The sequence below is a fragment of the Bradyrhizobium sp. 2S1 genome (assembly GCF_011516625.5).
Lineage (GTDB): Bacteria > Pseudomonadota > Alphaproteobacteria > Rhizobiales > Xanthobacteraceae > Bradyrhizobium > Bradyrhizobium septentrionale.
Window position 1 is genome coordinate 10,627,895 of the sequence record NZ_CP147717.1, and the last position, 12,319, is coordinate 10,640,213.

Consider the following 12,319-nt stretch of genomic DNA (forward strand, 5'->3'; position numbering starts at 1 on the left):
GTGACCACCATGCCATTCGTTCGTATCGACCTGAAACGCGGCAAGTCCGCCGAATACCGCAAGACCCTGGGCGAGATCGTCTACAAGGCGATGCTCGACGTGATCAACGTGCCGCAGAATGACAAGTTTCAGATCATCACCGAGCATGATCGCGGCGACCTGAACTACGCCGAAAGCTATCTCGGCAACAGCTACAGCGACGATCTCATCTTCATCCAGATCACGTTGAATGCCGGGCGTTCGGTCGAGATGAAGAAGGCGTTCTACAAGCGGATCGTGGACGATTTCCAGAACCAGTTGCAGGGCCGCCCGGACGATATCTTCATCAGCCTGGTCGAGGTCGCCAAGGAAAACTGGTCGTTCGGCAACGGCATCGCCCAATACGCAAGCTGACCCCGGGGAACAGGGACGCGGCGGACGGTTCGCTGTCTGCATGGCGGCTCAGCAAAATGCCGGCCGTCCGCCGCTTGCGATCGGCATTGCCAGCCCGCATAGTGCGCCCGCACGAACAACAACAAACAGGGAGGCAACCATGAGGACGATCGCAGCCGCGCTGTGTGCGCTCGCGCTGATCGCAACCGGTGCGCAGGCACAGACGCTCAAGGAATTCATGGCCGTGGTCATGAAGAAATGGACCGCGCCGTTCGAACCGTTCCAGCTGATCGGCAACATCTATTATGTCGGCACTGACGGCATCGCGGTCTACATCATCAAGACGTCGCAAGGGCTGATCCTGATGGATACGGCGATGCAGCAGTCGACCGGCATGATCAAGGACAACATCGCCAAGCTCGGCTTCAAGGTCGCCGACATCAAGGACATCCTCAACACACATGCCCATCTCGATCACACCGGCGGCTTTGCCGAGATCAAGCAGGAGACCGGCGCGCAGCTGATCGCCGGCGAGCGCGACAAGCCGCTGCTCGAAGGCGGCTACTATCCGGGCGACGAGAACAACGCCGATCTCGGCTTTCCGCCGGTCAAGGTCGATCGCACCGTCAAGGAAGGCGACAAGGTGACGCTCGGCGACGTGACGCTGACCGCGCACACCACGCCCGGCCATTCGCCCGGCTGCACCAGCTGGGAGATGACGGTGAAGGACGGCAACCAGGAGCGCACCGTGCTGTTCTTCTGCAGCGGGACGGTGGCGCTGAACCGGCTGGTCGGCCGCCCGACCTATGCCGGCATCGTCGACGACTACCGCTCGACCTTCGCCAAGGTCAAGGGAATGAAGGTCGACGTGCTGCTCGGGCCGCATCCGGAGGTCTATGACATGCAGGCCAAGCGCGCGCAGATGAAGGACGGCGCACCGAACCCGTTCGTCAAGCCGGGCGAGAACGCCAGCTATGTGGCAGGCCTCGAGCAGGATTTCGACAAGCAGCTCGACAAGCAAACCGCCGCGCTGCAGAAGGCGAATTAGCCGCGCTTTTTTCGGCCGTTGCCGCGGCAACTATGGGCGCGGCGGCTTGACATCGCCGGGCAATCCATCGAGATGGTGGATTGCCTTTCCGCTTTTGCCGCGCGCAATGACGGAACATAACAAGACAGCAAGGGGAGCCGCCCGATGTCGTCCCGCAAGCCCGCCGCCGGCAAGGGCAAGACCGTCACCGTCAAGGACGCCACCTTCGGCCTGCTGCGCGCGTGGGGCATCAAAAAGGTTTTCGGCAATCCCGGCTCGACCGAATTGCCGTTCCTGAGCGACTGGCCCGATGACATCGACTACGTGCTCGGCCTGCAGGAGGCCTCGGTCGTCGGTATGGCCGACGGCTATGCGCTGGCGACGCGCAATGCCGGTTTCATCAATCTGCATTCGGCGGCCGGCGTCGGCAACGCGCTCGGCAACATCTACAACGCCTATCGCAACCAGACCCCGCTCGTCATCACCGCGGGCCAGCAGGCGCGTTCGATCATGCCGCTGCAGGCCTTCCTCTATGCCGAGCGCGCGTCCGAATTCCCGCGTCCTTACGTCAAATTCGCCGTCGAGCCGGCGCGCGCCGAGGACGTGCCGGCGGCGATCGCGCGAGCCTATTATGTCGCGATGCAGCCGCCCTGCGGGCCGACTTTCGTCTCGGTGCCGATCGACGATTGGGCGCATGCGACGCAGCCGCTCGATGCGCGCCAGGTCAGCCGCGAGGTCGGCCCCGATACGCCCGCGATGCAGGCGCTGGTGGCGGCGCTCGGCGAAGCCAAGCGCCCTGCTTTCGTCGTCGGCCCCTCCGTCGATCGCGCGCAAGCCGTCGATCTCATGGTGAAGGTCGCCGAGAGGTCGAAGGCTGCGGTCTGGGCCAGCCCGTTCTCGGCGCGCTGCTCGTTCCCCGAGCGGCATCCGCAATTTGCCGGCTTCCTGCATGCCGCACCCGGCCAGCTCTCCGACGCGCTGCGCGATCACGATCTCGTCGTCGTGGTCGGTGCGCCGGTGTTCACCTTCCATGTCGAGGGCCATGCCGCGATCTTCGACGGCGCGACCACGATCTTCCAGATCACCGACGATCCGGACGCTGCTGCGATGACACCCACCGGCCATAGCATCGTCGCGACCATGAAGCCGGCGTTGTCGGCGCTGCTCGAGATGCTGCCCGAGACCAGGCGCGCCGCAGCCGCGGGACGCGTCCTGCCGCCGGCGCCCGCGGCCGGCGATCCGATTCCCGCCGAATACGCGCTGCACGCGCTCGCGGCCGCGATGGGACCGCACGATGCGCTGGTCGAGGAAGTGCCGTCGCACCGCCCGCTGATGCAGAAGGCGATGCCGATGCGCGGCCAGGACAGTTTTTACACCATGGCGAGCGGCGGCCTCGGCTACAGCCTGCCGGCCGCGGTCGGCATGGCGCTCGGCCGCAGCGCGGGCCGCACGGTCTGCCTGATCGGTGACGGCTCGGCGATGTATTCGATCCAGGCACTGTGGACCGCCGCACAGCGCAAGCTGCCGCTGACGGTCGTGGTGCTCAACAATTCCGGCTACGGCGCGATGCGCTCGTTCAGCCAGGTGATGCAGGTGCGCAACGTGCCAGGCCTCGATTTGCCGGGCATCGATTTCGTCAAGCTCGCCGAAGGCATGGGCTGCGATGCAGTGCGGGTGACGAAATCGGCCGAGCTCGCGAGCGCCTACAAGCGCGGCTTGTCGCATCAGGGCGCGAGCCTGATCGAGGTGATGGTGGATTCCGCCGTGCCGCTGCTCTACACGCAGAAGGCGTAAGATCGCGCCGATCAAGTGGCGGACTTCTGACGCACGCAGTGAGGAGGCACCAGCGGAAGGGTTCCCTCCCCCCTTGCGGGGGAGGGTTAGGGAGAGGGGTGCCACACGACGTGCTCTCTCAGTATGAGTTTCAACGATGCGCGATCGAAGTTGCCAAAGCGCAACGCACTTCAATCATCTCGCCTGGGGCTTACCGCTCTCCCCAGCCCTCCCCCGACGCAAGTCGGGCCTGCCCGACTTGCGCAAATTTGCAATGCGCAACCGGGGTACACCCCGGTTGCGTTGGGGGAGGGAGCCTGACGAGCGTGCTCACCTCACGAGTGCAGGCTCCTGCTCCAGCACAGGCGCTGATGGCGCCGGCACCTCGCAGCCGGTGGCGCAGCAGCGGCCGGGCTGCTTCGACACCCGCTGTCCCTCGTCGACGAGACCGCGGCCGAGCAGGTTCTCGACCAGCTCGGCCTTCTCCATCACCGGATAGTTGCGCCAGATCTCGCGCTTCATCGCCTCCGGCGAACCGCCGCCATGCAGCGAGATCACCGAGTACCAGCCGGCTTGGTGCGAGACCGTGAGGTCCTCGATCAGCCGCGCCACCTCGGCGCGCTGCTCGGCCGGGATGTCGGGACGTCCGCCCATGACAGCGGCGAGCGAGGCGCGCGTCTCCGGATTGTGGTCCTCATCGGGCCCCGGCAGCGCGACGATCAGACCGCCAGAGACGTAATGCGCCACGCGGTGCATGTCGTAGATCTTGGTCGCAAGCAAAAGCTTGCCGATGTTCGAGAACACCGCATCCGGCATCACCGAACCGGCGGGGTCCTTCGTGCAGTAGACCGAGGACGCGACGCCGCACGCATAGAAGCTCTCGGTGATGGTGATGAGCTCGACCATCGCCTCGCGAATGTGCGCATGCTGCTCGGCATCGAGCCCGTTGGCCTCGATCATCAGGGCGCCGGCGCCGATCAGAAGATCGCCGAACCCGGCGCGCGCGCCGATGCAGGAGTGGCGGTGATGGGTGGCGTAGGACGTGGTGAGGAAGCCGCCCTCCTCGGTCTCGCCGGCGAGGAAGACACGATCATGCGGCACGAACACGTCGTCGAAGATCACGACACCGACCGACTGGCCGTATTTCGCCGAGAATTTCGCAGCGGCATCGCCGGGCCGGCCGGCCGGGCGCGCGACGATGGTGACGCCAGGCGCATCGACCGGCACCGCGCAACATACCGCAAAATCCCTGTCGTCGGGCACATGGGTGCGGCACGGCATGACAAGGAATTCGTGCATATAGGGCGCGCCGGTGACGATCGCCTTGGTGCCGCGGATCACGATGCCGTCGGCGCGGCGCTCCTTGATGTGGACATAGACGTCCGGATTGGCCTGCAGGCCCGGCCGCTTGGAGCGGTCGCCCTTGGCATCGGTCATGGCAACGCCGAGCGTCAGGTCCTGGTCCTGCACCTCGTGCAGGTAGTTGAGGAAGCGCTGGCTGTAATCGGTGCCGTGCCGATCGTCGGTCAGCTTCGTCGCCTGATAGAGGCCGTTGAGCGCATCATGGGTGAGATAGCGTTGCGCGCAGCCCGATGTCCTGCACACCAGCCGCACCGCCTCGAGCTTGTAGAGCAGGTCCTGCGAGCTCTCATTGATGTGGAGCATGCGGTTGACCGTCTTGCCCGAGGTGCCCTGCCGCGCCGTCATGATCGGCGCGTGCTCGGCGCGATGCGCGAAATCGTAGGTCACGCCGACACCCGCCACGCCCGGCGCCAGCAACGGCTCGTCGGCGACGCTCGCGACCGCCTCGCCATTGACGAAGACCCGCGGCTTGTAGCGGCGCAGGGATTCCCGGTAGTCCGCAGCCGTCATCAGCATGGCGTTCTCCCTTGCTCATTTATTCTAACACTGTTAAATTATCTAACGGTGTTAGAATTGAGTCAAGACGGATTCGCCTGAACATGCAGATGCGCGAGAGCAGGAAGGAAGCGGTCAGCCGCCACAAGCGGGAGCTGATCCTCGATGCAGCGCGCAGCGTGTTTGTCGAGGAAGGCCTCGAGGGCGCGAGCCTGCGGGCGATCGCGACCCGGGCCGGCTACACCCCGGCGGCGCTGTATTTCCATTTCGATTCCAAGGAAGCGATCTATGCCGAGGTGCTGCGGCAATCGCTGGCCTCGCTCGGCCAGGCCGTCAGCGCCGCGGTCACGACGACGCGCGGCGCCAAACAGAAGTTGCATTCCGCTGGCATGGCTTTCTTCCGTTACTACGCGGAGCATCCACGCGACCTCGATCTCGGCTTCTATCTGTTCCGCGGCGGCATGAAGCCGGCCGGGCTCGGCCACGACCGTGACCACGAGCTGAACGCCGCGCTGGAGGCTGCGCTGCATCCGATTGCGGAAGCCGCCGAGGCGCTCGGCGCGTCCAGGCTAAAGGCGAATACGGTGATGGTGGATTGCTTCGCGCACGCGACCGGCCTGCTGCTGTTGCTGCACACCGGCCGCATCAGAATGTTCGGCGCCTCGGCGCCCGATCTGATGGATACGTATTTGCGCGACAGGATCGCGCAACTCGGCAAGGGGTGAGCCGCGCGAGGCCATTGCGCTAGGAGGCCACCGGGGCGGACGGGTTCCCTCCCCCCTTGCGGGGGAGGGTAAGGGAGAGCGGTGGCCGCACGGCGCGCCCTCTCAATAGGTACTTGAACGACGCGCTGCCGAAATTGCCAGAGCGAGGTTTGCGGCGATCATCTCGCCCGGGGCTTACCCCTCTCCCCAACCCTCCCCCGCAAGGGGGGAGGGAGCCTGACCAGCGTGCTCACCTCACATTGCAGCGACATGCGCGGCGAGCCTTCGGCTGCGAGTCACTTCCCGTGCGTCTCGCGCATCTTGGCCTGGATCTTGGCCATGCCGCCGATCCAGCGGTCGTAGTTCTCGGTCTTCTTGCGCATGTAGCCGAGCACCTGCGGGTGCGGCAGGATCAGGAAGGTCTCCTGCTCGATGCCCTTGATCGCGTCCTGCGCGACCTGGTCCGCGGAGAGATCGCCGTCGCCGGATTGCGGGCCCCTCGGGATCGAGCGCAGCATGTTGGTCTCGACGCCCTGCGGGCAGAGGATCGAGACCTTGATGTTGTCGGCGCGGTGCGAGATCGCGAGGTTTTCGGCAAAGCCGACCGCGGCGTGCTTGGTGGTCGAATAAGCCGGGCTGCCGACCTGCGACAGCAGACCTGCGGCAGAGATCGTGTTGAGGAAGTAGCCGCCGCCGCGCGCCTTCATGCGCGGCACCAGATGTCGTGCAGCATAGACATGCGCCATCACATGGATCGCCCAGCTGCGCGACCACGGCTCGTCCGAGGTGCCGCCGGCATTTTTCGACAGCGGATCGAAGCCGCCGCCGATCCCGGCATTTGAACAGAACAGCGCGATCGGGCCGAACATGCGCTCGGTCTCGTCGATCACGTGCAGGATGTTCTTCTCCTGCCCGACATCGCATTTGAAGGCCGCGCCGTCGACCGAGGCCGCGACCTTCTCGGCCGCCGCGTGATCGAGGTCGACCACCACGACCTTGGATGCGCCCGCGGCGTGGAACGCCTCGCACAGCGCCTTGCCGATGCCATTGCCACCGCCGGTGACCACCACAACCTTACCTGCCACCTGCATGGCCATCCTCCCGATATCTTTAGCTGGCACGCTATCGCTTTGCCCACCCTATCCCGTGCGTCCCGTCATCCCCGCGCAAAGGCTGCGCCTTTGTCGCTGGAGGAGCGCGGAGCGCGTCTCGAAGGATGCATGGCCCAGCTGGTGGCGTCGACCCTTCGAGACGCGCGTACCGCGCTCCTCAGGGTGACGGGAGAGAGCGGGCGGGCCTATCGGGATCATGATAGCCCATCCGCCGCAGATGGCGAAAGGCTCAGCTCGCCAGCACGACGTCGAACACCGCCGTATAGTGACAGGCGGCCCCGAGCAGCACGAAGCCGTGCCAGATCGCATTCTGGAAGCGCAGCCGCCGCCAGGAGTGGAAGATCACCCCCAGGCTGTAGAGGATGCCGCCGGCCAGCACAAAGCCGAGCGCCATCGCCGGCAGCGCCTTGACGACGCGGTCGTAGAGCATGATGCCGCTCCAGCCGATCGCAAGGTAGAGCCCGACTGCGAGCCGGTCGAAGCGGCCGGGAAAGCGCAGCTTGAGCCAGATCCCGACGATCGCCACGCACCACACCCCGACGAGCAGCGCGAGCGCGAAAGTGCTGTCCTTCAGTTCCACGATGAACGGCGTATAGGTCGCAGCGATCAAGAGATAGATCGCGGAGTGATCGAAGCGCCGCAGCACCCATTTGGCGCGCGACACCGGCCAGAGATTATAGGTCGCCGACAACACCAGCATCGCGAGCAGGCCCGCGACATAGACCGACACCACGGCAACGTCGAACGGACCGGCATAGACCGCGGTCAGCACGATCAGCGCGGTGGCGGCAACCAGCCCGAAACAGACGCCGATGATGTGGACGACGCCGTCGGCGATCAGCTCGGCACGGTCGTAGTTCCACAGCGCGGCGCCGGCCGCGTGGATCGAGGTCGAGGCGAATTGCTTCAGGCGGAAGACCGTCATGCAGGCTTTCCTGTGGGCCGCCAGATTATGGGTATCGCTGATGTCGCGGCACATTCAATCCCTCGCCTGCAAAGGCGCCGGAAATGTGAAGCTTGATTTTGCCCTGATAATCGCCACTTTGCGGATGATCGCCCGCCCCTTTTGGCTCCTCCTGCCGGGTCCTTTCGTTAACCCTCCATGCCCCCCAGGTTTCGAGATATCGTCGAGGAAGCGCGTCTCTCGGCGCGGGCGCTGCTCGACTATGGCGAGGGCTTCTTCAACCCGACGGTACGGCTCGGCGTCACCGGGCTGTCGCGCGCCGGCAAGACCGTGTTCATCACCGCGCTGGTGCACGGCCTGACGCGGGGCGGCCGCTTCCCGGTGTTCGAGGCCTATGCCTCGGGGCGGATCGCGCGCGCCTATCTCGCACCGCAACCTGACGATGCGGTGCCGCGCTTTGCCTACGAGAACCATGTCCGCACTTTGGTCGAGGAGCTGCAATGGCCGAGCTCGACCACCGACATCTCCGAGCTTCGGCTGGTGATCGAGTATCAGCGGCAAAATGGCGCGGACCGCACGCTGACCCTCGACATCGTCGACTATCCCGGCGAGTGGCTGCTCGACCTGCCGCTGCTGGCCAAGAGCTACGAGCAATGGTCGGCGGAAAGCCTTGCGCTGTCGCGCGAGCCGCTGCGCGCAAAACTCGCGGCGCCCTGGCACGCGCATCTGGCAACGCTGAAGCCGGAGGGCAAAGCGGACGAGCAGGCGGCGCTCGCCGAGGCAAGATTGTTCACCGACTATCTGCGCGCCTGCCGCGACGAGCGCTTTGCGATGAGCCTGTTGCCGCCCGGCCGCTTCCTGATGCCGGGCAATCTCGCCAATACGCCGGCGCTGACCTTTGCGCCGCTCGACGTGCCCGTCGACGGCAGCGCGCCCGACGGTTCGCTGTGGGCGATGATGCGGCGACGCTTCGAGGCCTACAAGGACGTCGTGGTGCGGCCGTTCTTCCGCGATCATTTCGCGCGGCTCGATCGCCAGATCGTGCTCGCCGATGCGCTGGCCGCATTCAACGCCGGTCCCGAGGCACTGCACGACCTCGAGGCCGCGCTCGCCGGCATCCTCGACTGCTTCCGGATCGGCCGCAGCACGATGCTGAGCGCGCTGTTCCGGCCGCGCATCGACCGCATCCTGTTCGCGGCGACCAAGGCCGATCATCTGCATCACCAGAGCCACGACCGGCTGGAGGCCGTGCTGCGGCGGATCGTGGCCAAGGCCGCCGAGCGCGCCGAATATGCCGGTGCTGCGATCGACGTGGTGGCGCTTGCCGCGGTGCGCGCCACCCGCGAGGCGCAGGTCACCCGCGGCCGCGACAGGCTGCCGTCGATCCTCGGCACCCCGGCGCCGGGCGAGGTCGCCAATGGCGAGCGGCTTGACGGCGAGACCGAGGTCGCGACCTTTCCGGGCGACCTGCCCGACAATCCGGAGGAGCTGTTCAACGGCGGATTCCGCGGCCTCTCCAGCGCCGGCGCCGAGGCGGCCGACTACCGCTTCCTGCGCTTCCGCCCGCCCAAGCTGGAACGAAACGGCGATGCGGAGCCGGCGCTGCCTCACATCCGCCTTGACCGCGCCCTCCAGTTCCTGATCGGAGACAAACTGCAATGAACGAGAAGACGCCCCCGCGGCGGCCGGCGACGTTCAAGCTCGACGATCCCGGCGTGGTCGTGATGGATCCGGACGACAGCGGCCGCCTCAGCCGCGGCACGATCCAGATCGTGCCTGAGGCCGAGCCCGCGCAGCTCCCGGTGCCAACAGATACGCCGCTGCTGCCGGCACGCCGCGGCTTCCGCTGGGGCACTCTGTTCTGGAGCGCGGTCGCAGGCCTCGTGGTGCTCGGCACCGGGCTCGGCGTCATCAATTTGGTCGAGGATCTGTTCGCGCGCAACGAGGGCCTCGGCTTCCTCGGACTGGGGCTTGCCGTCATCGCCGCAGTGGCGCTGGTGGTCGTTACAATGCGCGAGCTCATCGGTCTCGCGCGGCTTGCGACCATCGAGAAGCTGCATCTGCGCGCCGCCGAGGTGCTGGTCAGCGACGACCGCGCCGCGAGCCGGGCTGTTGTCGCCGACCTGCTCAAGCTCGCGCACCGGACCCCGCAGCTCGCCCGCGCCCGCAGCGCGCTGCAGAGCCACACCGACGACATCATCGACGGCGCCGACATGATCCGCCTCGCCGAACGCGAGCTGATGACGCCGCTCGACGAGGAGGCGCGGCGGCTGGTCTCGACCGCCGCGCAGCGCGTCTCCGTGGTCACCGCGGTCAGCCCGCGCGCGATGATCGACGTGCTGTTCGTGTTCGTGGCGTCATTGCGGATGATCCGCCAGCTGGCGCGGCTCTATGGCGGCCGGCCCGGCGCGCTCGGCATGATCCGCCTGCTGCGCCACGTCATCGCTCATCTGGCGATCACCGGCGGCATGGCGGCGAGCGACAGTCTGATCCAGCAGATGCTTGGTCACGGCATCGCGGCAAAGCTCTCGCAGCGGCTCGGCGAAGGCATGCTCAACGGCCTGTTGACCGCGCGGCTCGGCCTCGCCGCGATCGACGTGACCCGCCCGCTCCCCTTCAACGCCTTGCCGCGCCCCGCGCTGACCGATCTGGCGAAAGACCTGATCCGCAAGCGCGAGGAAGAGGAATAGCTCCTCGCCTTTTCAACGCAGCACGATGCCAGTTGTTGCGCCCTCTCCCCTTGTGGGAGAGGGCAGCTCAGATACTCGTCACACACTCGCTTGGGTGAGGGGTATCCATCCACGCGCACCGCTCCCGCGGAGAGAGCCCCCTCATCCGGCAGCCTTCGGCTGCCACCTTCTCCCACAAGGGGAGAAGGTGATCTCGCAAGGCTCCAGACGCATCGCCAGCACGCGCCAGCGGAAGAAGGTCGTGTCTGGCGGCGGCGACAGATCGGGCGTCCAGCCGCTGATCTTCTCCAGCGCATAGGTGTCCATCACCATGCCGCGCCAGCTCCGCGTCACGCGCTCGAGCGGCTGACGCACCGCCGATGTCTCGCGCCACAGCGGCAGATTGTTCTCTGGCTCGCGCCCGACATAGATGCCGACATGGTCGCGGATCACGCTCATGCCGGGATCGGCAAAGCCCTGGAAGCGACCGCGCTCGTTGACCTCGATGACCGGCACCCGCCCGCGCAGCAACCAGCGCAGCATCGCATAGGTGCGGTAATCCGTGGTCGCGACCCAGGTCGCGCCGGTCGCCTGCACCTGCGCCAGGGTGCGCGCGGCCACCAGATCGTAGCCCGCCTCGGTGCCGATCGGATCGGTGCGGCCGATCAGATTCCACGGCGCGAACATGTAATAGAGGAAGACGCAGACGACGAACACGATGCCGGTGGTGACAGCGGTTCGGGCCCAATAGACTGTCGATTTGACCAGTCCGACCGACCAGCCCTCGAACGGCATCCGCGTGACATTGATGGCAACCGCCGCGAAGCCGGCCGGCCACAGGAACATCGGCCAGGTGTCGCCGACCCGCAAGGTCAGCGACTTCCAGAGAAAGTAGCCAAACGGCACCAGCACCGCCGTCGCCAGCAGGATCGCGACCGGCTCGCGCCTGATATAGCCGCGCCATGCCGTCAGCGTTGTTCCGAACAGCGTCACCGGCAGCAGCACAAAGCCGACCAGCCCGAACTGCATGCCGATGAACTCGCCGAGGGTGCGGAGCGTCAAGTCGCGCTCGGCGGTGGCGCGCACCGCCTGGAAGCGGAACGAGGCCCAATCGTGCTCGGCATTCCAGATCAAGACTGGCGAGAACACGACGATCGCGATCAGCGCGGCGAGGTAAGGATACGGGCTGCGCAGCCAGCGCCAACGCCAATCCGGCACGAGCGCGAAGGCGAGCACCGCCGGCGCGAACATGATCGCGGTGAATTTCGACAACAGCGCCAGCCCGGCAAACAGCCCCGCGGCAAGCCACCAGCGCCCGTCATTGCCTTGCGCGAGCCGCACCAGCGACCACAGCATCGCCACCGAAAACGGGATCAGCGCGGTGTCGGGCGCCACCTTGGCCATCAAGAGCCCGTAATAGAGCGCCGCCTCCGGCAGCAGCAGCGCCAGCATCACGGCGCGGACATTGTTGGATGTCACGCGGCGGACGATGTCGGCGAGCAACAGCTGGGTCGCCAGCATCGCCACGATGCCACCGAGGCGGACGCCGAGATTGGTGTCGCCGAGGATCACGGTGCCGAAGCGGATGAACCAGGCCACCATCGGCGGATGGTCGAGGAAGGACAGCACGTTTTCCTTCGACCAGGTCCAGTAATAGGCCTCGTCGGTGCGCAGATCGAGCGCATGGGCATAGACCAGCCGCATTGCGGTCATGGCGACGACTACGGCGATGACGCCGCGCCAATCCGGCGCGCGCGACCGGGCCGGCTTAACGCTGTTGTTATCGGCGGGAGCTATCGTCACGGCGCTTTTTGTTCGACTCTTAACGGAGTGTCAACGTGCTGCAGTGCCCGCTGTCACGGCCCGTCCGGACCCGCGGTGGTGTTCAGCGTGGGAATTAA

General features: G+C 66.2%; 10 protein-coding genes. 6 read left to right on the forward strand and 4 right to left on the reverse strand.

The genetic code is table 11. The features are described 5' to 3' along the window. Nucleotides 1-9 precede the first annotated feature (9 nt). The 3 genes from HAP54_RS50510 to mdlC all read left to right on the forward strand — a co-directional run bounded on the left by HAP54_RS50510 (nucleotide 10) and on the right by mdlC (nucleotide 3,193). The gene (locus HAP54_RS50510; RefSeq protein ID WP_166298465.1) at nucleotides 10-393 is read left to right on the forward strand and encodes a tautomerase family protein; all 384 of its coding nucleotides are present in this window, start codon (nucleotides 10-12) and stop codon (nucleotides 391-393) included. A gap of 139 nt (nucleotides 394-532) precedes the next feature. Continuing rightward, nucleotides 533-1,420 carry a BJP family subclass B3 metallo-beta-lactamase gene (gene blaBJP, locus HAP54_RS50515; protein ID WP_166298466.1) on the forward strand — a complete coding sequence of 296 codons (888 nt, stop codon included), beginning with the start codon at nucleotides 533-535 and terminating at the stop codon, nucleotides 1,418-1,420. Between the two features lie 144 nt (nucleotides 1,421-1,564). After that, the gene (gene mdlC / locus HAP54_RS50520; RefSeq protein ID WP_166298467.1) at nucleotides 1,565-3,193 is read left to right on the forward strand and encodes a benzoylformate decarboxylase; all 1,629 of its coding nucleotides are present in this window, start codon (nucleotides 1,565-1,567) and stop codon (nucleotides 3,191-3,193) included. Nucleotides 3,194-3,502: 309 nt separating this feature from the next. On the opposite strand, the gene HAP54_RS50525 is transcribed toward mdlC, so the two are convergent. After that, a complete protein-coding gene (locus HAP54_RS50525; protein ID WP_166298468.1) occupies nucleotides 3,503-5,050 on the reverse strand; it encodes a 4-hydroxyphenylacetate 3-hydroxylase family protein in 1,548 nt (515 codons plus the stop codon). A gap of 89 nt (nucleotides 5,051-5,139) precedes the next feature. Between HAP54_RS50525 and HAP54_RS50530 the strand changes: the two genes are divergently transcribed. Beyond that, nucleotides 5,140-5,754 carry a TetR/AcrR family transcriptional regulator gene (locus HAP54_RS50530; protein WP_248114328.1) on the forward strand — a complete coding sequence of 205 codons (615 nt, stop codon included), beginning with the start codon at nucleotides 5,140-5,142 and terminating at the stop codon, nucleotides 5,752-5,754. A gap of 275 nt (nucleotides 5,755-6,029) precedes the next feature. Here the strand turns inward: HAP54_RS50530 and HAP54_RS50535 are convergent, their stop codons facing one another. Next, nucleotides 6,030-6,824, reverse strand: a complete 795-nt coding sequence (locus HAP54_RS50535) for an SDR family oxidoreductase (RefSeq protein ID WP_166298470.1) — start codon at nucleotides 6,822-6,824, stop codon at nucleotides 6,030-6,032. Between the two features lie 250 nt (nucleotides 6,825-7,074). Further along, entirely contained in the window at nucleotides 7,075-7,770 is a 696-nt protein-coding gene (trhA, locus tag HAP54_RS50540) for a PAQR family membrane homeostasis protein TrhA (RefSeq protein WP_166298471.1), read from the reverse strand. 177 nt (nucleotides 7,771-7,947) lie between these two features. Between trhA and HAP54_RS50545 the strand changes: the two genes are divergently transcribed. Both HAP54_RS50545 and HAP54_RS50550 read left to right on the forward strand, forming a co-directional pair. After that, a complete protein-coding gene (locus tag HAP54_RS50545; protein WP_166298472.1) occupies nucleotides 7,948-9,411 on the forward strand; it encodes a YcjX family protein in 1,464 nt (487 codons plus the stop codon). After that, entirely contained in the window at nucleotides 9,408-10,439 is a 1,032-nt protein-coding gene (locus HAP54_RS50550; RefSeq protein WP_166298473.1) for a YcjF family protein, read from the forward strand. Before HAP54_RS50545 ends, HAP54_RS50550 begins: the two co-directional genes overlap by 4 nt. A gap of 141 nt (nucleotides 10,440-10,580) precedes the next feature. Here HAP54_RS50550 and HAP54_RS50555 read toward each other — a convergent pair whose 3' ends face one another. Next, on the reverse strand, nucleotides 10,581-12,131 hold the full coding sequence (locus HAP54_RS50555; protein ID WP_224741979.1) for a glycosyltransferase family 39 protein: 1,551 nt from the start codon (nucleotides 12,129-12,131) through the stop codon (nucleotides 10,581-10,583). Nucleotides 12,132-12,319: the final 188 nt, after the last annotated feature.